Consider the following 19,755-nt stretch of genomic DNA (forward strand, 5'->3'; position numbering starts at 1 on the left):
CTCGGATGATCGGCTACACGTACCAGTGCAAATACGGGCATACCATGATGATCACCTTGACTTCGGAAGTGCTTCTCTCGTTACGGTCCGACCCGGTTTGTTCAGTCGACGAAAGGACCGGGCCGGTGGCTGGTAGGCACTCCCGTACCCGCATGTTCTCCTCCCCGGCGGGCATCGCGGCCACCGCGGCGGTCGCCGTCGCCCTCGCCGTCGGGGGCACCGTCGGCGCCGTGCAGCTGACCTCAGGGTCCGCGCAGCCCGGGCAGGCCACCATCGAGTTCGCCCCGACCATCCCTGCCAGCAGCCCCGCCGCCAGTTCCCCGACCGCCTCCCCGAGCGCCAGCGCCTCGCCGAGCGTGACGGCCAGCCCGTCCGCCAGCCGGTCGCCGCAGGCCGCCTCGCGGAACAAGGCCCGCACCGCGGCGCCGAAGCCGAGCCCGACCGCGACGAAGAAGACGGTGGCGGCGAAGGTGCTGGAGAGCGGCTCGTGCGGCGCCTCCTTCTACTCCGAGGGGCAGCTCACCGCCAACGGCGAGTCGTTCAACCCGAACGAGCTGACCGCGGCGCACAAGACCCTGCCGTTCAACACCAAGGTCCGGGTGACCAACCCGGCGAACGGCAAGTCGGTCGTGGTGCGGATCAACGACCGCGGCCCGTTCATCGACGGCCGTTGCCTGGACCTCTCCCGCGCCGCGTTCGCCACCATCGCCTCGGTCGACGTCGGCGCGCTCACCGTCCGGTACGAGGTGCTCGGCTGAGCGGAGCGGGCGATGCCGTTCCGGCCGGACACCCCGGCCGGCCGGACAGAACCTCCTCGGACGAGGGGCCAGGTTCATTCACCCGCTCACGGGGATCAGGCATGCTGTCCCTCGTACCCACGCGACTCCTCCAGTCGGGCCGTCGCCCGCTGAGCCCCGGATCCCGCGCCGGCCTCGGCGCGGCCCTCGTTCTGCTCGCGATCGTCTCGGCCGTGGAACTGGCCGACGGCCGCCCCGCGCACTACGTCACGCTGCTGGTGGCCGCCCCGTTCCTGGCCGCCGCCCTGGCGGCGTGGCAGGTGGTGCTGGGGGTCGGCGCGACGGCGACCCTGCTCGGGGCCGGCTTCGCCCTGGCCGAGCCGGAGATGTCGCTGGTCACCTCGGTCAACGTGGTCGGGGTCGCGCTCGCCACCGCGCTGGCGGTGGCGGTGGCGTCGGTGCGGCAGCGGCAGGCCGTGAAGATCGCCGAGTTGACCAGGCTCGCTTCGGTGGCCCAGCAGGCGGTGCTGCGCTCGCTCGGCCCGCAGGTCGGGACGCTGTCGGTGGCCGGCCGCTACATCTCCTCCACCGCGACCGCCGAGATCGGTGGGGACCTGTACGAGGCGATCGACACGCCCTACGGCGTTCGCATGATCATCGGTGACGTGCGCGGCAAGGGCCTGGAGGCGGTCCGGCTGGCCAGCATCGTCCTCGGCTCCTACCGGCACGTCGCCTACGAGCGGGCCGACCTGCGCGCGGTGGTGGCCGACCTGGACCGCGCGGTGGCCCGCAACGTCGGCGACGAGGACTTCGTGACCGCGGCGCTGGTCGAGGAGCGTGGCGGCACGCTCACCATCGTCAACTGCGGGCACCCGCCGCCGCTGTTGCTGCGCCGGGGCGCGGTGATCCCCCTGGAACCACCGGCGCCGGCGCCTCCGCTCGGGTTCATGCCGGTGGTCCGGCCCCGGGTGGAACGCCTGGAGCCCGGTGACCGGCTGCTGCTGTTCACCGACGGTCTGGGCGAGGCACGGCGGGACGGCGAGTTCTTTCCCACCGCCGACCGGGCCTGGCGACTGCTCGGGCACGGCACGGTCGCCGACGGGCTGGCCTCGCTGGAGACGGCCCTGGTCGAGTGGGTGCACGGCCGGCTAGACGACGACATCGCCCTGGTCCTGATGGAGTACACCGGCGCGCGGACCGGCGTGACGGCGGCCGTGCCGAGCTGGGAGGTCGGCGCCACCGAGAGCTGACCGGTCGGGCCGGTGCGGGTGTCGCACGGAAGTGTGTAATGCCCGTCACTTATGTGATCGGCTTGTCGGTGGCTACCCGCGAGTAATACAGTCGGGGTTACTGATCGGTAACACCTGTCCGGAAGCGGGGCCAGTGAGCATGACCCACTACAAGAGCAACCTCCGGGACCTCGAGTTCAACCTGTTCGAGGTCTTCGGGGCTGACCGGGCGTTCGGCCAGGAGCCGTACTCGGATCTCGACACCGACACCGCCCGCAGCTTCCTCGCCGAGGTCGACCGCCTCGCCCGCGAGGACCTGGCCGCCAGCTACACGGACAGCGACCGCAACCCGCCGGTCTTCGACCCGGCCACGCACACCGCGCCGCTGCCGGAGTCGTTCAAGAAGTCCTACCAGGCGTTCATGGACTCCGAGTTCTGGCGGCTGGACCTGCCGCCCGAGCTGGGCGGCACCAACGCGCCGCGCGCCCTCTGGTGGGCTCTCGCCGAGCTGGTGCTCGGCTCCAACGCCCCGGTCTGGATGTACGCCTCCGGCCCGTCCTTCGCGCACGTGCTGCACGTCGAGGGCACCGAGCGGCAGCAGAAGTGGGCCAAGCTCTTCATCGACAAGCAGTGGGGCTCCACCATGGTGCTCACCGAGCCGGACGCCGGCTCGGACGTCGGCGCCGGCCGCACCCGTGCCATCCAGCAGCCGGACGGCACGTGGCACATCGAGGGCGTGAAGCGCTTCATCACCTCGGGCGAGCACGACCTGAGCGACAACATCGTGCACTACGTGCTGGCCCGCCCGGTGGGCGTGGAGGGCGTCGGTGGCCCCGGCACCAAGGGCCTGTCGCTCTTCGTGGTGCCGAAGTACCACTTCGACGAGACCACCGGCGAGCTGGGCGAGCGCAACGGCGTCTACGCCACCAACGTCGAGCACAAGATGGGCCTGAAGGTCTCCAACACCTGCGAGGTGACCTTCGGCGAGCACGGCGTACCGGCCAAGGGCTGGCTGCTGGGCGACAAGCACGACGGCATCCGCCAGATGTTCATGATCATCGAGTACGCCCGGATGATGGTCGGCACCAAGGCCATCGCCACGCTCTCCACCGGCTACCTCAACGCCCTGGAGTACGCGAAGAACCGGGTGCAGGGCGCCGACCTGATCCAGCAGGCCGACAAGACCGCGCCGCGGGTCACCATCACCCACCACCCGGACGTGCGCCGCTCGCTGCTGCTTCAGAAGTCGTACGCGGAGGGCCTGCGTGCCCTGGTGCTCTACACGGCCACCTGGCAGGACAGGGTCGCCATCGCCGAGGCCGGGGGCGACGAGAAGGCCACCAAGCTGGCCAAGCGGGTCAACGACCTGCTGCTGCCGCTGGTGAAGGGCGTCGGTTCGGAGCGGGCGTACGAGCTGCTCGGGCACGAGGCGCTGCAGACCTTCGGCGGCTCCGGTTTCCTCCAGGACTACCCGCTGGAGCAGTACGTCCGAGACGCCAAGATCGACACCCTGTACGAGGGCACCACCGCCATCCAGAGCCTGGACCTGATCTTCCGCAAGATCGTCCGGGACAACGGCAGGGCGCTGATGGCGGTCGCCGGCGAGATCCAGGAGTTCATCTCCTCCGAGGCGGGCAACGGCCAGCTCAAGGAGGAGCGGCAGGCGCTCGGCAAGGCGCTCGCCGAGATCCAGAACATGCTCGGCGTGCTGACCGGCTGGCTGGGCGAGGCGCAGGGCGGCGACACCCGCGCCCTCTACAAGGTCGGGCTCAGCAGCCGGCGGTTCCTGCTGGCCATCGGCGACCTCGTGGTCGGCTGGCTGCTCCAGAAGCAGGCCGACGTGGCGCTGCAGGCGCTGGCCGGTGACGTCTCCACCACCGACAAGGCGTTCTACACCGGCAAGGTGGCGGCTGCCCGGTTCTTCGCCCGCGAGGTGCTGCCGCGTATCGGCGCCGACCGGCGGATCATCGAGGGCGCCGACCTCGACATCATGGACCTCCCGGAGGAGGCCTTCTGACCGTGCCGCGGCACGCCTGAAGGCTCCGGGGACGGCACTCGGCACCGGACACCGACGGCCGGTGGGGCACCCTGCCCCGCCGGCCGTCGCGCTGTCCGCGTCGCTCCTCCTATTCCGTGACCCGACCCGGGTAGGCCGGCGGCGTGGCGGGTAATCGTCGCGTGGTCACGACAGGGAACGCCCAGAGCCACCGCACGGGGGAGTGCAGCGCACATGGGTGTAGGAAGCGGCATCTTTCTCATCGCGATCGGCGCCATCCTGACCTTCGCGATACGAGCCAACGTCTGGTGGATAGACCTGCGGGCGGTCGGCTGGGTGTTCATCCTGGCGGGGCTGGCCGTGCTGCTGACCACGCTCTGGTTCTGGCAGGACCGGCGCAAGCGGGCCCGGACCCTCATCGTCGAGGAGAACCGGCTCTCGCATCCGACGGCGATGATGCCGCCGCCGCCCGACCCGCCGCCGCCGACCGCGCCACCCTCCTGAGCCGCGTACGCCCGGGCCACCCGCCGACCTCGGCGGGTGGCTCAGCCTCGTGCCGTGTGCCGTTCGGTGATCGGCGCCCGCGTCGGGGCCAGTTCCGTCCAGTTGAGCGCGCCCCGGTGCACCGCCAGTTCGGCGGTCCGCAACCCCTCCGCGTCCGCGCCCTCCGGATCGAGGAGTGCGGAGAGCAGCGAGATGCCCGGATTGTGGGCGATCAGCAACGCCGTGCGTGCCACCGCATCGATGGTGCGGACCAGCGCCAACAACTCCTCCGGGTGGGCGTCGTACGCGCCCGGCTCGTAGCGGACGGTCGGGCGGGGGCCGGCCGGGCCGCCCTCGGGGGGTGAACCGGTCATCCCCATCGCCACCCCGTGCCAGGTCTGCCGGGTGCGTAGCGCCGTGGAGCAGATCACCACGTCGGGCAGCAGCCCTTGGCGGGCCAGCCAGGCGCCCGCAGCCGCCGCGTCGGCGTGCCCCCGCGCGGAGAGCGGCCGGTGGGCGTCGTCCGTCCCCTCGCCGCCCTGCTCGGCCTTCGCGTGGCGGAGCAGCACCAGAATCCGTGTCTCGGGATGGGCGTCCGTCATGTCCTCAGCTTGCCCGATTGGCGATCTCCGTGCCGGGGTAAGTCGATGGTTGCCGCACCCCTACCGACGGCCGCGGCGGGACGTACGCCAGGTTAGAGCCGAGGAGCGAGACATGGGCATTGGTGGCAGCATCTTCCTGATCGCGTTGGGCGCGATCTTCGCATTCGCCGTGGAGGCCGACCTGGGCTGGCTGAACCTGGCCGTGGTCGGCTGGGTGCTGATGCTGGCCGGTGTCGCTGGCCTGCTCCTCACCCTCCACTTCTGGAACAGCCGCCGCCGCACGGTGGTCGCCACGCCGGTCCGCCAGGACCGCGTGGTCACCGACCGCGTGGTGCCGGTCCAGGACGACCAGGTCATGCGGGAGTACCGCGAGGTGCGTCGGCCGGGCCGGCCGGTCTGACCTTCCGCTCGCGCACACCGGGGTCCCGCGGCGACGCGGGGCCCCGACTCGCGTCTGCCCGCGTCCGGCTCGCGCCCGCGCCTGGCTCGTCCTGCCCGGTGGATCAGGCGAACAGTGCGAAGTAGATCGCGATGTGGTGGCAGAGCGCGGCCAGCAGCGTGCAGGCGTGGAAGAACTCGTGGTGGCCGAAGACGGTCGGCCACGGGTTGGGCCGGCGCAACGCGTAGAAGATCGCCCCGACGCTGTAGATCGCGCCGCCGATGATCAGCAGCACCAGCGCCGCGACTCCGCCGCCGTGCAGGATCTCCGGCAGCATGGCCACCGACACCCAGCCGAGCGCCAGGTAGAGCGGCGCGGAGACCCAGCGCGGCGCGTGCGGCCAGACCACCTTGAGCGCCACGCCGGCCAGTGCGCCGCCCCAGACCAGGGCCAGCATCACAGTGGCCGGTCGGGGCGTGAGCAGCAGCGCGCAGAACGGTGTGTACGTGCCGGCGATGAACACGAAGATCATCGAGTGGTCCATCCGGCGCATCACCTGGTAGCCGCGCTCCGACCACACACGACGGTGGTACAGCGCGCTGGTGCCGAAGAGCCCGCAGACGGTCAGGCTGTAGATGACGCAGCTGACCAACGGCGCCCACCCCGGCCGGGTGGCGGCGATCGAGCAGAGCACGATGCCGCAGACCACGGCGACGAAGAAGGCGTACGTGTGCAGCCAGCCGCGCATCCGGGGCTTACCGATGTCGACCGGCTTGAGTCGAAGCGGAGCGGAGGTGGTCACGTCATCAGGTTACGGCACCGTAGGTTACTTGCAAGTAGTCGTGTTGGTGACGCCCGGCACCGTCGCCGTGAACACCGACCCGCACGGCATCGGCGAAGATGAGCGGATGCGGATCCGACCCGTCGGGGCGCACGCCCTGCTGCTCGACTGTTCCGCGCCCACCGACGTGGCCCAGGCCGCCCTGGTCGACGCGTGGCGAGCCGAGCTGTGGCACCGTCGCGAGCGGGGCGAGCTGACCGCCGTCGAGATCGTGCCGGCGGCCGCCACCGTCCTGCTGGACGGCCTGCCCGACCCGGCCGCCACGGCCGACCTGCTGTCCCGCTGGGCGCCAGCGGTCGCCGCCGCCATCGACGACGCCGACCGCGCGGCCGGCCGGACGAGTGAACGGGACCGGGCCGAGGTGATCGTCCCGGTCGACTTCGACGGGCCCGACCTGCCGGAGATCGCCCAGCACTGGGGGGTCGACGTGCCGGCCGTGGTGCGCCGGTTGACCGGCACCCGGTTCCGGGTCGCCTTCTGCGGCTTCGCCCCCGGCTTCCCGTACCTGGACGGGCTGCCCGCCGAACTGGCGCTGCCCCGGCTGGCCACCCCGCGCCCCCGCGTGCCGGCCGGCTCGGTCGCCCTGGCCGGTGCGTACGCCGGCATCTACCCGAGCGCGTCCCCCGGCGGTTGGCTGCTGGTCGGCCGGACCGAGCTGGTCCTCTTCGACGTGCACGCCGACCCGCCGGCCCTGCTCGGCCCGGGCACCCGCGTCCGGTTGGCGGCGGCGTGACCCGTCCTGGCGAGCTGGAGGTGCTCCGCGCCGGTGCGCTCACCACCGTGCAGGACCTCGGCCGCCCCGGCTGGGCGCACCTGGGCGTACCCCGGTCCGGCGCCCTCGACCCGACCGCACTGCGGCTGGCCAACCGGCTGGTCGGCAACCCGGAGCGGACCGCCGGCCTGGAGATCACCCTGACCGGCTGCGCGCTCCGGCTGACCCGGGCCACCACCGTGGCGGTCACCGGCGCCGAGGTGGCGGTCCGCGCCGGCGACCGGCCCGGCGACACCGGACGCCCGCTCACCCTGCCGGCCGGAACGGTGCTGCGGATCGGCCCGGCACGCCGAGGCGTACGCAGCTGGCTGGCCGTGGCCGGCGGGATCGACGTGCCGCCCGTGCTCGGCAGCCGGGCCACCGACACCCTCTCCGGGCTGGGCCCGTCCCCGCTGCGTGACGGCGACCGGCTGCCGCTCGGCGCGCCGCTCGGCGAGCCCGCCTCGGTGGACGTCACCATCGGCCCGCCACCCCCGACCGAGCTGCACCTGACCCTGCGCCCCGGCCCCCGCGACGACTGGTTCACCCCGACCGCGTTCCACCGGCTGCTCGGCACCGCGTACACCGTCAGCCCGGTGAGCAACCGGGTCGGCGCGCGGCTCGCCGGCGCGCCCCTGCCCCGCGCGGTCGCCGGCGAACTGCCCAGCGAGGGGATCGTGCTCGGCGCGGTCCAGGTGCCCGCGGACGGGCAACCCCTGATCTTCCTCGCCGACCACCCGACCACCGGCGGATACCCGGTCATCGGGGTGGTCAGCGACGTGACCCCGCTCGCGCAGGCCCGGCCAGGTACTACCGTCAGATTCCATGGACCTCAACGCTGACCTGGGCGAGGGATTCGGCATCTGGCGACTCGGCGACGACGAGGCCCTGCTGGACCTGGTCACCTCCGCCAACGTCGCCTGCGGCTTCCACGGCGGCGACCCGTCCACCATGCGGCGGGTCTGCGAGGGCGCGGCGCAGCGCCGGGTGGCGGTGGGCGCGCAGGTCGGCTACCGGGACCTGCCCGGCTTCGGTCGGCGGCACATCGCGTACGACTTCGCCGAGCTCCGCGACGAGGTGACCTACCAGCTCGGGGCGCTCAGCGCGTTCTGCAAGCTGTTCAACACCCAGGTCCGCTACCTCAAGCCGCACGGCGCGCTCTACCACGCGGTCGTCACCGACGAGGCCCAGGCGGCGGCGGTGGTCGCCGCGGTGACCGGCCACGACCCCGAGCTGCCCGTGCTCTGCCTGCCCGGCTCGATGCTCGCCCAGCTCGCGGTCGGCGCCGGCCTGCCGGTGGTCGCCGAGGCCTTCGCGGACCGCGGCTACCTGCCCAACGGGGCGCTGGTGCCCCGCGGCGCCCCCGGTGCGCTGATCACCGACCCGGACAAGGTGGCGACCCGGGCGCTACGGATCGCCACCGAACGGACCGTGGTGGCGGTGGACGGCACCGTCATTCCCTGCCCGGCGGCCTCGATCTGCGTGCACGGCGACACACCCGGCGCGGTCTCCGCCACGGAGCTGGTCCGCGCCACGTTGATCGACGCCGACGTGCCCCTGGCCCCGTTCGCCTGAGAAATGGGCCCCTTCCGGACCGTCAGGCGTCGAGGCCGCGCAGCACGAGCGGCAGCCGGGCCGCGGCGCCGTCGACCACCCGGACCGGGACGCCCCAGTCCTGCCGGGTGAGGTGGCAGGCGGCGTGCTCCACGTCCGCGTCACAGGTCGCCGCCTGAGCGGTCACCTGGAGCACCCCGTCGGTGACCTCGCTGTTGAGCACCAGCCGGCGCGACAGCTCGGTGCCCGTGCCGGCACCCTCCACCAGCAGCTCGGGCGGGGAGGCGGAGACCACCAGCCGGGTCGACGGCCCGTACGTCTCGTCCAGCTTCTGCCCCGGCGCGGGGGTGAAGACGATGTCGAGGGTGACCTCACCCGCCGCGACGTCGGTGGGCTTCCGCTCGGCGCGGTGCCGGGGGCCGTCCACCGTGCTGGCACCGGCCGCCGACAGCGAACCCGGGGCCAGCCGGGTAAACCGATGCCCGGCGGACTCCACCACCAGCACCTCACCGTCCGGGGTGAGGACCAGGTCGCTCGGCTCGGCCAGCCCGTCGGCGACCGTGGACACCTGACCGGTCGCCGGGTCGAAGCGGCGCACGGCGCCGTTGTAGGTGTCCGCGATCAGCACCGAGTCGTCCGGCAGCGCGCACACCCCCAGCGGGTGCTGGAGCAGCGCCGACTCCGCCGGCCCGTCCACGTGACCGAAGTCGAACAGGCCCTGCCCGACGGCGGTGCCGAGCATCCCGTTCTCCACGTACCGGACGGCGCTCGTCTCGCTGTCGGCGATCCAGAGCCGGGTGCCGTCCGCGGAGACGGAGAGCCCGGACGGCTGCGCCATCCACGCCTCGGCCAGCGGGCCGTCGCGCAGCGCCTCGACCGTGGTGCCGGCGTACATGCCGGCGGTCCGCTTGATCGGATCGAACCACCAGAGCTGGTGGATGCCGGCCATCGCGATGATCAGCTTCTCGTCGTACCAGGCCAGGTCCCACGGGGAGGAGAGATCCACGGCGAGCGCGTCGTGCGCGTGGTCGTCGACCGAGGCCCGCCACTGCCGGCCGCTGCCGGCCACCGTCACCACCTCGCCGGACGACAGGCGTACGCCGCGCAGCAGGTGGTTGACCGTGTCGGCGACCACCAGGTCGTAGCCGGCCACCTCGGCGACGTGCTGCGGCAGCACGCAGAGCCCCTGCGGCTCGGAGAAGGCCGCCACGCCCGCCGGCCCGTCGGCCCGGCCCCGCTCACCCGAGCCGATCCGGCGCACCAGCGCCTCGCCGTCCGGAGCCAGCTCCACCAGGGAGTGCCGGGCCGAGTCGGAGACCAGCAGGTTGCCGTCCGGCAGCAGCACCGCCTTACCCGGGAAACGCAGGGTGGTCTCCGGTGCCGGTGGCGGGACGTACGGGCCGTCGCCCCGGTGCAGGGTGCCCTTGGCCTCATGGGTGGCGATCAACTCGTCGATCAGTCGCGCCAGCCCTTCGGCGTGCCCCTCGCCCGCCATGGTCGCCACCACGTACCCCTCGGGGTCGATCACCGACAGGGTCGGCCAGGCCCGGGCCGCGTACTGCTGCCACATGTCCAGCTCGGGATCGTCGAGTACGGGGTGGTGCACCCCGTACCGCTCCACGGCGGCGGCCAGCGCGTCGGCGTCCTTCTCGTGCTCGAACTTCGGCGAGTGCACGCCGATCACGACGAGCACGTCGCCGTACTTCTCCTCGAGCGGGCGCAGCTCGTCGAGCACGTGCAGGCAGTTGATGCAGCAGAAGGTCCAGAAGTCGGCCAGGACGATCTTGCCGCGCAGGTCGGCGAGCTTGAGGTCGCGTCCACCGGTGTTCAGCCAGCCCCGACCGCGCAGCTCGGGGGCCCGTACTCGTGCGCTCATGTGCCCATCGTGCCTGATCACCGGCCCGCCGCCGGCCGGAGGGGGGCGAGCCAGCGAGATCTGGCCTGACCGTGGGGCGGGGGAACGACGACGGCGGGGCCACGGTCACCCGTGGCCCCGCCGTCGGTACGCGCTACTTGGTGGCCGGCTTCAGGCAGAGCACCCGGTTGATGCCGTCACCGGGGAGCACCACGTGCGGCTGGGCCGGGTCGGCGCACTTGTCCTTCGCATCCACCTTGGAAACGATGGTGAACGCGCCCGCCTCGCCACAGTCCACCGCCGAGGCGCCCTGGCCGGACTGCTTCACGCAGGTGCCGACCGCCGGGTCGAAGGCCGGCGTGTCATCTCCACCGAACTTGCCCAGCAGCATCAGCAGGCCGAGCGGCACCGCAAGGATGAGCACCGCGGCGATCAGGACCGCCGCCAGCACCCGCCCGTTGCGCACCTTCGGCACCGGCGGCTCCGCCTTCGGCTCCTCGGCGTCCGGCTTGAACGCGTCGAACCGGCCCTGATCCGACTCGCCGGCCTCCTGGCCCCACGATGGCGCGGGCTGCTGGGGCGCCGGCGGGAAGGACGGCGGGAAACCGCCCGGTGCCGGCTCGGTGGCCGGCCCGCCGCCGAAGCCCGGTCCGCCGAAGCCGGGCGTGCCGTTCACGGAGGCGGCACCGGCGGCCGGTGACCCCGGGGCGCCGAACCGGTCGGCCGGACGTTCGGCTCCGGCCTGCGGCCGGACCCCGTTCACCGGCCGGTTGCTGCCCGGCGTGTCGACGAACGACGGCACACCCGGCGGGAACGCGGGCGGCGCGGAGGCCGCCTCACCGAACCCGTTCGGCGCCGCCGGCCGGTCCCGGTCGTCGAAGCGCGGCTCGGGCGGCGCCTCACCGCCCCATGCGGGGACGCCCTGCCGCTCCGGGCCGTTCTGCCAGTCGGGCGCGGCCGGGCGTTCGGGAGCGTTCTGCCAGTCGGGCGCGGCGGGGCGTTCCGGAGCGTTCGGCCAGTCCGGTGCGGCCTGGCGCTCGGGAGCGTTCGGCCATTCCGGTGCGCTCTGGCGGTCCGGGCCGTTCTGCCAGTCGGGCGCGGCCTGGCGCTCCGGGGCGTTCGGCCAGTCCGGTGCACTCTGCCGCTCGGGGCCCTGGTCGGCCTGGAACGCCTCCGGCGCTGCCTGCTCCGGCTCGTTCTCCGGCTCCGGTCGGGACGGCCTGCCGTACACCCGGGGCTGCGGCGCGGGCGCGCCGGCCGGTCGCACGACCTCGTCGGTGGGGGGCATGACCCGGCTGGCCAGCGGCACCGAGGCACTCGCCGAGGCCCGGCCAGCCGCGCCGGCCGCCGACTCGGCCTCCGGCACCGGTACGACCGCACGACCCGCTCCAGCCTCCGGAGAGGTACGCGGGGCGGGCACCATCGCGCCGGCCGCCGGAGCCTCCTCGGCCCGGCCCCAACCGGTCTGCTCCGCCTCGTACTGCGCGGCGGCGTCCGGGTTCTCCCGCTCGGCGTACGCCGGCTGCTCCGGGACGGAGGCGTACTGGGCCGGCGGCGCGTAGTTGGCCGGCGGGGCGGCAGCCAGGCTAGCCCCCGGCACGCGCTGCTCCTGCGGGGGCAGTGGCACGGCGTTGGCCGGCGAGATGCCCGGCGCGGGAGCGGGCTGGTAGACCGGGGACTCGTCGCCCCGGCCCGCCTCCCAGCCACCGCGGGACTGCGACGCTTCCGCCTCGGCGCGACCCCACACCTCGCCGGGCGCCCACGGCTGGGCCTCCGGCACGCCGGCGCTGCCCTGAGCGGCATTGTCCGGGGTAGCGGCCCAGGCGGGCGCGCCGTCGTTGCTGGGCACGCTGGCGCTGGCCCGGGCGGGAGCGCCCGGCGTCTCCGGAGTCCATTCGGCCGATTCCGGCCGCTGGGCCGGCTGGTCCTGGGAGAGCACCCAGTCCGGCTGCTGCGGACGCTCCTCGGCGCCGCCCCAGGCGGCGGGCTGCGCGGCGTCGTCCTGCTTCCCGTCGGCGCCGTCGCCCCATCCGCCGGGCTGCGCCGGCTGTTGCTGCGCGGCCCAGCCGCCGGAGCGGGCCGGGTCGTCCTGACCGGGCCAGTTCGGCGCGGGCGTCGGCACGTGAGCCGCGCCACGGGCGGCGGCCGGCTCGGCCTGGCCCCACCCGGGGGCCGGCTGCTCGGTCGACTCGGCCGCCTGACCCCAGGTCGATGGCGCCTGCTCGGCGGGCGTCCACACCGGCTGGTCGTCACGACCCGCGGTGCCGGCGGCCCAGCCGGCCGGATTGTCCTGCTGACCGGAACCGCCGCCGGCCCACCCGGGAGCCTGCGCCGACTCGGACTGCTGAGCCTCGGCACCGCGCCAGTCACCGGCGGGCGGGTTGGCCTGCTGGGCGTCGGCGTTCCATCCGCCAGAGCGGGCCGGGTCGTCCTGTGCGGGCCAGGCGGCGGTGGCGGGTGGCGCCTGCGCGGCACCCCGTACGGCCGGCTGGGTCTGCGCCCAGTCGGGCTGCTCGGGGGCGGCGCCGGCGGCCCACGCGGGTGCGCTCTGCTCGGGTGGCGTCCAGCCCTGCTGCTGCGCGGCCCAGGTGCCGGGCTGCTGCGGCTCGTTCGCGGCACCGGTGGCCCAGGCGGGCTGGGTCGGCTCGGTGGGCTGCGGCGCGGCGGCGGCACCCCAGGCGGGGTTCGGCTGCTGCTCCGGCTGGGCGGCCCACGCCGGGGCCGACGGGTTTGGCCGCGCCGGCGGCGGGGGTGCCCAGCCCAGGTCGGGGCCGGGGGCGTTGTAGCCGTTGTCCGGCTGCGCCGGGCGGTCGCCGTACGGCGCCGGTCCGCCGGCGCCCGGTGACACCTCGTCCGGCTCCTGGCCGGGGCGGTGCGGGCCCTCGGACGTCATCGGTGCGCCTCCTCCATCACATGTCGGCCGCCGGGTGCCGATCGGTCTCCTCGGCATGGCTGCCGGCGTCACCGGCGTACCGCCGTGCCGGCTCCCCGCACCGTATCCGGTGGCCACACGGGGCGTCCAAGGAGCACCGGTCGTCACTCCGCGTTGCCGGACGGTGTCGAGCAGCTTCTATCGGCTCGGCCTGTGCCGGGCTGGCGGGCGGCGACCGAAGCCCACCGTACCGGGCGCTGCGGCATGGCGGAATCCCGGTGTCACGAGGTGAGGAAACGCCGATGGCCCGCCCGGTGGGCCGGGCGGGCCATCGATCTGGAGGAGGTGAGGAATGTCGTGGAGCGTCAGCCCATGTGACGCTGGGCGATGATGAGGAGTTCCTCGCGGACTGCCGGCGAGTTCGCCGAGCGCAGCGCGTGCTCGATGGCACGGGCGCGGCGGGTGGCGTCGCGGTGGTTGCGGATTCGCTCGATCATGCTCATTTGGTGGGTCCCCCTGGCTATTCGGTTGTCGGCCCCTGATGCATCTATTCAACCGCAGAACCCGGTGAACTTCCATCGATTATTAGGTGAGCTGAGCCACTTGCCTAACAATCAAAGGTGAGAGGGCCCGCACGCAGACGGTTCCGTCGCCCAACGGACACGGCCGGTGTGCCGGGCGTTAACCCGTGGCACACCGGCCGTGGCTGGCGTTCGGACGATCAGGTCCAGGCGAGCAGTGCCGCCTCCGGGTCGGCGAGGAAGTCGCCGATGTCGCGCAGGAACTTCGAGCCCAACTCACCGTCGATGATCCGGTGGTCGAAGCTCAGCCCCAGCGTGGTGACCTGACGCGCCTTGACCTTGCCCTTGTGCACCCAGGGCATCTCCCGTACGGCGCCGAAGGCCAGGATCGCCGACTCACCCGGCGGCAGGATCGGCGTACCGGTGTCGACCCCGAACACCCCGACGTTGGTGATGGTCAGGGTGCCGCCGGACATGTCCGCCGGCGAGGTCCGGCCGGACTTCGCCGTCTGCACCAGGTCGTTCAGCGCGTCCGCCAGCTCCCGCAGGGAGAGCCGGCCGGCGTCCTTGACGTTCGGCACGATCAGGCCGCGCTCGGTGGCCGCCGCGATGCCGAGGTTGACGTACTCCTTGACCACGATCTCGTCGCCCGCCCAGGTCGAGTTGACCATCGGGTGGCGCCTGACCGCCAGGAGCACGGCCTTCGCCACCAGCAACAGCGGCGAGACCCGGACGTCGCGCCACTCCCGCCGGCCGCGCAGCCGGTCCAGCGCCTTCATGGCCCGGGTCACGTCGACGGTCAGGAACTCCGTCACGTGCGGCGCGGTGAACGCCGACCGGGACATGTTCTCGGCGGTGAGCTTGCGTACCCCCTTGACCGGGATGCGCTGCTCGCGGTCCGCACCGAAGCTGGCGGCGCTCGTGGCCGTGGACGTCGCCGCGACCGGCTCGGCCGCCGCCACGGACCCGTTCGCCGCCTGCTGCACGTCCTCCCGGGTGATCGAGCCCAGCGGACCCGAACCGGTCAGCGTGCTCAGGTCGACCCCGAGGTCCTTGGCGAGCTTGCGTACCGGCGGCTTGGCCAGCACCAGCCCGCCGGTCGCCGTAGCGACCGGCGTCGGCACGGCCACCGGCTGCGGAGCCGGCGCGACCGGGGCCGGCGTCGGTGCGACCGTGGGCGTCGCCGCGGCCTGGGCCGGGACGCCACCCTTGCGTGGCCGACGCTTGGCCGCGGTGGTACGCGGGCCGTAGCCGACCAGCACCGCGGTCCGCCCACCCGGGGCGGGCCCGCCGATCAGGCCGGGCTCGACCATGCCCTCGGCCGGTGCCACCTCGACGGCGGCCAGCGAGGCCGCCGACGGGGTGGGCAGGTCACCGCCGGACGTGGCCGTGGTCGACGGCGCGTCCAGTGGGCCGGCGCCCGGGTCGGTGTCGATCGCGATGATCGGCGTACCGACCTCGACCGTGGTGCCCTCCGGGTGGAAGATCGCCTGCACCTGGCCGGCCCACTTCGCCGGGATCTCCACGGCCGCCTTCGCCGTCTCCACCTCGACGATCGGCTGGTTCAGCTCGATGGTGTCGCCGACCTTGACCAGCCAGGCCAGGATCTCGCCCTCAGTCAACCCCTCGCCCAGGTCGGGCAGGTTGAACTCCTTGATCCGGGACATGCCGCTCACCAGCCGAAGGTGCGGTCGACGGCGTCGAGCACCCGGTCGAGGTCGGGCAGGTACTCCTCCTCCACCCGGGCGGCCGGGTAGGGGGTGTCGAAACCGGTCACGCGCAGCACCGGCGACTCCAGGGAGTAGAAGCACTCCTCGGTGATCCGCGCGGCCAGCTCGGCGCCGAGGCCGATGTTGGAGGGCGCCTCGTGCACCACCACGGCGCGACCGGTGCGCTTCACCGACTCGTAGGCCGCGGACAGGTCCAGCGGGGAGAGCGTGCGCAGGTCGATGACCTCCAGCTCCCGGCCGTCCTCGGCGGCGGCGGTCGCCGCCTCCAGGCACGTCCGGACCATCGGGCCGTACGCCAGCACTGTCACGTCCGTGCCGGGCCGGACCACACGGGCCGAGTGCAGCGGGTACGCGTCGGACAGCGGCGCGTCCAGGTCCACCTGGCCCTTCTCCCAGTAGCGCCGCTTGGGCTCCAGGAAGACGATCGGGTCGTCCGAGGCGATGGCCTGCTGGATCATCACGTACGCGTCCTGCGGGTTGGAGCAGGACACCACCTTCAGGCCGGCGGTGTGCGCGAAGTACGCCTCCGGCGACTCGGAGTGGTGCTCGACCGCGCCGATGCCGCCGCCGAACGGAATCCGGATCACCATGGGGATGCTCAGCTTGCCGCGCGAGCGGTAGTGCATCTTCGCCACCTGCGACACGATCTGGTCGTACGCGGGGTAGACGAAGCCGTCGAACTGGATCTCGCAGACCGGCCGGAAGCCACGGATGGCCAGGCCGACCGCGGTGCCGATGATGCCGGACTCGGCCAGCGGGGTGTCGATCACCCGCTGGTCGCCGAAGTCCTTCTGGAGCCCGTCGGTGATCCGGAACACGCCGCCGAGCTTGCCGACGTCCTCGCCCATGATGACGACCTTGGGGTCGTTCTCCAAGGCGCGGCGCAGGCCGGTGTTGAGGGCCTTGCCGAGAGTGAGCGTCTCCGTGGCCATCAGTGGACGCTCCCCTCGAACGACTCCATGTAGCGGCTGAACTGCGCGCGCTGCTCGTCGAGCAGCGGGGACCCGTTCGGGTAGACGTGGTCGAACATCGTCACCGGCTCCGGGTTGGGCATGGCGAGCACCCGCTCGCGCAGGTGCACCGACTCGCGGCGGGCCTGCTCGTCGACCTCGGCGAAGAAGTCCGCGTCGGCGATCTGCTGCTTCTCCAGGAAGGCCCTGACCCGGGCGATCGGGTCCTTGGCCTGCCACGCCTCGACCTCGCTGGCGATCCGGTAGCGGGTCGGGTCGTCGGAGGTGGTGTGCGCGCCCATCCGGTAGGTGTACGCCTCGATCAGGCTCGGGCCCTGCCCGTGCCGGGCGTTGTCCAGCGCGGTGCGGGTGACCGCGTACGAGGCCAGCACGTCGTTGCCGTCCACCCGGACGCCGGGGAAACCGAAGCCGGCGGCCCGCTGGTAGAGCGGAATCCGGGTCTGCCGCTCCAGCGGCTCGGAGATCGCGTACTGGTTGTTCTGGCAGAAGAAGACCATCGGCGCGTTGAACACGCCGGCCCAGACGAACGCCTCGTTGACGTCACCCTGGCTGGTGGCCCCGTCGCCGAAGTAGGCGATGACCGCTTCGCCGTCGTCGGTGCCGGTCTTGCCGTCCATGGTGATGCCCATGGCGTAGCCGGTCGCGTGCAGGGTCTGCGCCCCGATCACGATCGTGTACATGTTGAACTTGAACTCGTTCGGGTCCCAGCCGCCCTGGTCGACACCGCGGAACAGGCCGAGCGGCATGATCGGGTCGATGCCCCGGCAGTAGAGGACGCCGTGCTCCCGGTAGGTCGGGAAGGCCATGTCCTGGGTACGCAGCGCCCGCCCGGAGCCGACCTGCGCCGCCTCCTGGCCGAGCAGGCTGGCCCAGATGCCCAGCTCGCCCTGGCGCTGGAGTGCGGTCGCCTCGGCGTCCAGCTTGCGGACCAGCACCAGGTCGCGGTAGAGCCCGCGGTACTCCTCGTCGGTGAAGTCGACGCGATACTCGGTGCCGTCCGGCCCGGTGGCGCTCTCGATCCGCTCGCCTTCGGGGGTGAGCAGCTGCACCAGCTGGGGGTCGCCGGCTGCGCTCTTCCTGGAGCGGGGTGCCGCCCGCCTGCTGCGGGTGGTGCCCCCGGGGTCGCCCTTTGCCATCCGTCTCTCCCTGTCGTGTCTGCGTCGGCACCGGGGGGTCACCCGGCCGCGCAACTCGTGCGCCTGTCCGGCTGCTGCCGGACCGGTTCCTGGCGGCCGCGCCTAGCCCCGGTGGGGGTTGCCGCGCGGCGTGAGCCGGATTCTGGCCGAACCCGGTTCGGGAGCGCCGGCGCTCAACCGCGCCTGCCGCGAGGGTGCGCGGAGGTCACGGCTGCGTTGCCGTCGTGCTCCATATTTGCAGAGCAGGTGAGCGCGCCCACAGTACGCCCGCCCCGCATTCCCACCGGCCTCTGTTTGCGGGCCTTTGTCGTCGTCGTGCCCGACCGCCCCCACCGGGTGTTCCGCTGATGGTTCGTCACCGTTCGGGCCATCCCCGCGTGTCGACACGCGGTGGAGGTTGGCTGACGCAGGGTGATTGGGTGAGGCTGATTACCGCAGGATCGCGCCGATCGGGTGATTTGCCGGGGTTCTCCAGCCGGTGACGTCCCTCCGCGTCCTCCCACGGCCGACGACAAGGGGTGTGTGCGGTGTACGAGCCAGGTGACGGTCCCGGCACGCCGGCGCTCGGCCAGCACCGGTCCGCCGGCGGCTACCGCCGGGTGGTCGGCGCGCACCGCGCCCCGGGCGCCGGCGGCCCCTCCCGCGGTTACCTGCTCACCGTCGCGCTCCTGGCCGGCACCGCGTCGATGCCGATTCTCGCCGCGATCAGCGCCGGCTCGGCCACCCCGGGCAGCACGGCGCTGCCGGACAGCAGCACTCCGTTCATCCCCACCCCGTCGGTCGGGCCGGTGGTGATCCCGCTGCCGGCGACCAGCCAGCCGGCGCTGCCGTCACCCGCCACGCCCAGCGTCGCCCCGACCGCGACCGCGACCGCCGGGTGGCTGGCCGCGGCTCCCCGACGCGACCAGGATCGGAGGGATCCGGGGCCGACCGGATCCGACGCGGGGCCGGTCCACCCGGTGGTGCCCCCGCCGCCCCCACCGAGGCCCGTCCGGACAACGCCCCCGGTCCCACCCCCGCACAGCCCCCCGCCGGTGCCCCCACCGACCGATCCGCCGGACCCGGACCCCACTCCGACGCCGAGCCCGACGGCCACCCCGACACTCACCCCGCCGACGACGCCCACCGCGTCCGACCCCCCGGCGGCGACCGATCCCCCGGCGGCGACCGAGTCCCCGACCGCCGTGCCGACCAGCACCCGTTCCGAGCCGGGCGACACACCGTCCGTGCCGTCCACCGCACCCGCGCCGCCGGTCACCACCGGTTCACCGCCCGGCCGGCCCAGCCCGACCGTCAGTCTGTCGCCGCTCGCCGGACCGACCTACTCCACGGTGTCCCCGGCGGTACGGTGACGATCAGGCGCGACCGACCCGGTGTCGGCGATAGGGGCGTACCGGAGGGGGTGGCGTGGGCGGCGGTGCGGAACCCCGCCCGGTCACCGCCCGGCCCGGCCCGGGGCTGCGGGTCGCCCGGCTGGTCACCGAGCTGACCGCGCCCGCCGTGCTGGTGTCGCTGCTGACGGTCGCGGTGAGCTGGCACAGCTCCCGCAGCGCCGGTCACGGCCTTGCGTGGGGGCTGCTCGCGACGCTCTTCGTCACCGGCATTCCGTTCGCCTACATCGTCGGCGGAGTACGCCGCGGCCGGCTCACCGACCACCACGTCGGCCGTCGGGAGCAGCGCCGGGTGCCGTTGCTGGTCGGCCTCGGCTCCGTCGCCGCCGGGCTGGCCCTGCTCGCCGTGCTCGGCGCACCCCGTCCGGTGCTGGCACTGGCGGTGGCCGGGCTCGTCGGGCTGGTGGTCGCCGTGTCGATGAGCCACTGGTGGAAGATGTCGATCCACTCGGCGGTCGCCGCCGGCACGCTGGTCATCCTGGTGCTGACCTTCGGGACCGGGCTGCTCGTCGCCGCGCCACTGCCGGGCCTGGTCGGCTGGTCCCGGGTGCGGCTGCGGGACCACACCGTCCCGCAGGTGCTGGCCGGCGGCGTGCTCGGCGCGCTGATCGCCGGGGTGGTCTTCGGCCTGCTGCACTGACGGGCCGCTGTGCCTGTCGGGCCTGTGCGCGGGCGCCGGGCCCGGGCAGGCGGCGACTGCCACCCGC

The 19,755-nt window shown here is 73.5% G+C and carries 18 protein-coding genes; 10 read left to right on the plus strand and 8 right to left on the minus strand.

Translation table 11 applies throughout. The annotated features are described in order from the left end of the window. Positions 1 to 125 precede the first annotated feature (125 nt). The 4 genes from AB0K07_RS01505 (at position 126) to AB0K07_RS01520 (ending at position 4,466) form a co-directional block, all read left to right on the plus strand. Entirely contained in the window at positions 126 to 758 is a 633-nt protein-coding gene (locus tag AB0K07_RS01505) for a septal ring lytic transglycosylase RlpA family protein (RefSeq protein WP_363750115.1), read from the plus strand. Positions 759 to 859: 101 nt separating this feature from the next. Beyond that, complete coding sequence (locus tag AB0K07_RS01510; RefSeq protein ID WP_363750117.1) at positions 860 to 1,987, plus strand: PP2C family protein-serine/threonine phosphatase; 1,128 nt, start codon at positions 860 to 862, stop codon at positions 1,985 to 1,987. 139 nt (positions 1,988 to 2,126) lie between these two features. Beyond that, entirely contained in the window at positions 2,127 to 3,983 is a 1,857-nt protein-coding gene (locus AB0K07_RS01515) for an acyl-CoA dehydrogenase (protein ID WP_363751374.1), read from the plus strand. Positions 3,984 to 4,196: 213 nt separating this feature from the next. Beyond that, positions 4,197 to 4,466, plus strand: a complete 270-nt coding sequence (locus AB0K07_RS01520; RefSeq protein WP_074315731.1) for a DUF6458 family protein — start codon at positions 4,197 to 4,199, stop codon at positions 4,464 to 4,466. A 41-nt stretch (positions 4,467 to 4,507) separates the two neighbouring features. Here the strand turns inward: AB0K07_RS01520 and AB0K07_RS01525 are convergent, their stop codons facing one another. Then, the gene (locus tag AB0K07_RS01525) at positions 4,508 to 5,047 is read right to left on the minus strand and encodes a histidine phosphatase family protein (RefSeq protein WP_363750119.1); all 540 of its coding nucleotides are present in this window, start codon (positions 5,045 to 5,047) and stop codon (positions 4,508 to 4,510) included. A gap of 112 nt (positions 5,048 to 5,159) precedes the next feature. Between AB0K07_RS01525 and AB0K07_RS01530 the strand changes: the two genes are divergently transcribed. After that, a complete protein-coding gene (locus AB0K07_RS01530) occupies positions 5,160 to 5,447 on the plus strand; it encodes a DUF6458 family protein (protein ID WP_363750121.1) in 288 nt (95 codons plus the stop codon). 103 nt (positions 5,448 to 5,550) lie between these two features. Here AB0K07_RS01530 and AB0K07_RS01535 read toward each other — a convergent pair whose 3' ends face one another. Beyond that, positions 5,551 to 6,228: a hemolysin III family protein gene (locus tag AB0K07_RS01535; RefSeq protein ID WP_363750123.1), complete on the minus strand. Its 678-nt coding sequence runs from the start codon at positions 6,226 to 6,228 to the stop codon at positions 5,551 to 5,553. A 106-nt stretch (positions 6,229 to 6,334) separates the two neighbouring features. Between AB0K07_RS01535 and AB0K07_RS01540 the strand changes: the two genes are divergently transcribed. From AB0K07_RS01540 to AB0K07_RS01550, 3 genes are read left to right on the plus strand one after another with little or no spacing between them, the layout of a single operon-like run. Further along, the gene (locus tag AB0K07_RS01540) at positions 6,335 to 7,000 is read left to right on the plus strand and encodes an allophanate hydrolase subunit 1 (protein WP_363751375.1); all 666 of its coding nucleotides are present in this window, start codon (positions 6,335 to 6,337) and stop codon (positions 6,998 to 7,000) included. Beyond that, a complete protein-coding gene (locus tag AB0K07_RS01545) occupies positions 6,997 to 7,860 on the plus strand; it encodes a biotin-dependent carboxyltransferase family protein (RefSeq protein WP_363750125.1) in 864 nt (287 codons plus the stop codon). Before AB0K07_RS01540 ends, AB0K07_RS01545 begins: the two co-directional genes overlap by 4 nt. Then, complete coding sequence (locus AB0K07_RS01550; RefSeq protein ID WP_363750127.1) at positions 7,844 to 8,593, plus strand: 5-oxoprolinase subunit PxpA; 750 nt, start codon at positions 7,844 to 7,846, stop codon at positions 8,591 to 8,593. The genes AB0K07_RS01545 and AB0K07_RS01550 overlap by 17 nt, the downstream gene beginning before the upstream one ends. A 22-nt stretch (positions 8,594 to 8,615) precedes the next feature. Here AB0K07_RS01550 and AB0K07_RS01555 read toward each other — a convergent pair whose 3' ends face one another. The 6 genes from AB0K07_RS01555 to pdhA form a co-directional block, all read right to left on the minus strand. Continuing rightward, complete coding sequence (locus AB0K07_RS01555) at positions 8,616 to 10,448, minus strand: NHL domain-containing thioredoxin family protein (RefSeq protein ID WP_363750129.1); 1,833 nt, start codon at positions 10,446 to 10,448, stop codon at positions 8,616 to 8,618. A 133-nt stretch (positions 10,449 to 10,581) separates the two neighbouring features. Beyond that, positions 10,582 to 13,320, minus strand: a complete 2,739-nt coding sequence (locus tag AB0K07_RS01560; RefSeq protein ID WP_363750131.1) for a hypothetical protein — start codon at positions 13,318 to 13,320, stop codon at positions 10,582 to 10,584. A gap of 344 nt (positions 13,321 to 13,664) precedes the next feature. Further along, complete coding sequence (locus AB0K07_RS01565) at positions 13,665 to 13,796, minus strand: hypothetical protein (protein WP_280175172.1); 132 nt, start codon at positions 13,794 to 13,796, stop codon at positions 13,665 to 13,667. A 224-nt stretch (positions 13,797 to 14,020) separates the two neighbouring features. Beyond that, positions 14,021 to 15,487 carry a dihydrolipoamide acetyltransferase family protein gene (locus AB0K07_RS01570; RefSeq protein WP_363751376.1) on the minus strand — a complete coding sequence of 489 codons (1,467 nt, stop codon included), beginning with the start codon at positions 15,485 to 15,487 and terminating at the stop codon, positions 14,021 to 14,023. 5 nt (positions 15,488 to 15,492) lie between these two features. Further along, positions 15,493 to 16,482, minus strand: a complete 990-nt coding sequence (locus AB0K07_RS01575) for an alpha-ketoacid dehydrogenase subunit beta (RefSeq protein WP_363750132.1) — start codon at positions 16,480 to 16,482, stop codon at positions 15,493 to 15,495. Further along, on the minus strand, positions 16,482 to 17,657 hold the full coding sequence (pdhA, locus tag AB0K07_RS01580) for a pyruvate dehydrogenase (acetyl-transferring) E1 component subunit alpha (RefSeq protein WP_363750134.1): 1,176 nt from the start codon (positions 17,655 to 17,657) through the stop codon (positions 16,482 to 16,484). Before pdhA ends, AB0K07_RS01575 begins: the two co-directional genes overlap by 1 nt. A 527-nt stretch (positions 17,658 to 18,184) precedes the next feature. Between pdhA and AB0K07_RS01585 the strand changes: the two genes are divergently transcribed. Further along, entirely contained in the window at positions 18,185 to 19,009 is an 825-nt protein-coding gene (locus AB0K07_RS01585; protein WP_363750136.1) for a hypothetical protein, read from the plus strand. Between the two features lie 55 nt (positions 19,010 to 19,064). Next, positions 19,065 to 19,688, plus strand: coding sequence for a phosphatase PAP2 family protein (locus AB0K07_RS01590; protein ID WP_363750138.1), 624 nt, complete (start codon positions 19,065 to 19,067; stop codon positions 19,686 to 19,688). Positions 19,689 to 19,755: the final 67 nt, after the last annotated feature.

This window comes from Micromonospora sp. NPDC049301, assembly GCF_040678715.1.
Lineage (GTDB): Bacteria > Actinomycetota > Actinomycetes > Mycobacteriales > Micromonosporaceae > Micromonospora.

Bases quoted from the DNA above. Each gene is read 5' to 3' on its own strand.
- AB0K07_RS01510 (WP_363750117.1), top strand. From the start codon at position 860: ATGCTGTCCCTCGTACCCACGCGACTCCTCCAGTCGGGCCGTCGCCCG.
- AB0K07_RS01515 (WP_363751374.1), top strand. From the start codon at position 2,127: ATGACCCACTACAAGAGCAACCTCCGGGACCTCGAGTTCAACCTGTTC.
- AB0K07_RS01520 (WP_074315731.1), top strand. From the start codon at position 4,197: ATGGGTGTAGGAAGCGGCATCTTTCTCATCGCGATCGGCGCCATCCTG.
- AB0K07_RS01525 (WP_363750119.1), bottom strand. From the start codon at position 5,047: ATGACGGACGCCCATCCCGAGACACGGATTCTGGTGCTGCTCCGCCAC.
- AB0K07_RS01530 (WP_363750121.1), top strand. From the start codon at position 5,160: ATGGGCATTGGTGGCAGCATCTTCCTGATCGCGTTGGGCGCGATCTTC.
- AB0K07_RS01540 (WP_363751375.1), top strand. From the start codon at position 6,335: ATGCGGATCCGACCCGTCGGGGCGCACGCCCTGCTGCTCGACTGTTCC.
- AB0K07_RS01550 (WP_363750127.1), top strand. From the start codon at position 7,844: ATGGACCTCAACGCTGACCTGGGCGAGGGATTCGGCATCTGGCGACTC.
- AB0K07_RS01555 (WP_363750129.1), bottom strand. From the start codon at position 10,448: ATGAGCGCACGAGTACGGGCCCCCGAGCTGCGCGGTCGGGGCTGGCTG.
- AB0K07_RS01560 (WP_363750131.1), bottom strand. From the start codon at position 13,320: ATGACGTCCGAGGGCCCGCACCGCCCCGGCCAGGAGCCGGACGAGGTG.
- AB0K07_RS01565 (WP_280175172.1), bottom strand. From the start codon at position 13,796: ATGATCGAGCGAATCCGCAACCACCGCGACGCCACCCGCCGCGCCCGT.
- AB0K07_RS01570 (WP_363751376.1), bottom strand. From the start codon at position 15,487: ATGTCCCGGATCAAGGAGTTCAACCTGCCCGACCTGGGCGAGGGGTTG.
- AB0K07_RS01575 (WP_363750132.1), bottom strand. From the start codon at position 16,482: ATGGCCACGGAGACGCTCACTCTCGGCAAGGCCCTCAACACCGGCCTG.
- pdhA (WP_363750134.1), bottom strand. From the start codon at position 17,657: ATGGCAAAGGGCGACCCCGGGGGCACCACCCGCAGCAGGCGGGCGGCA.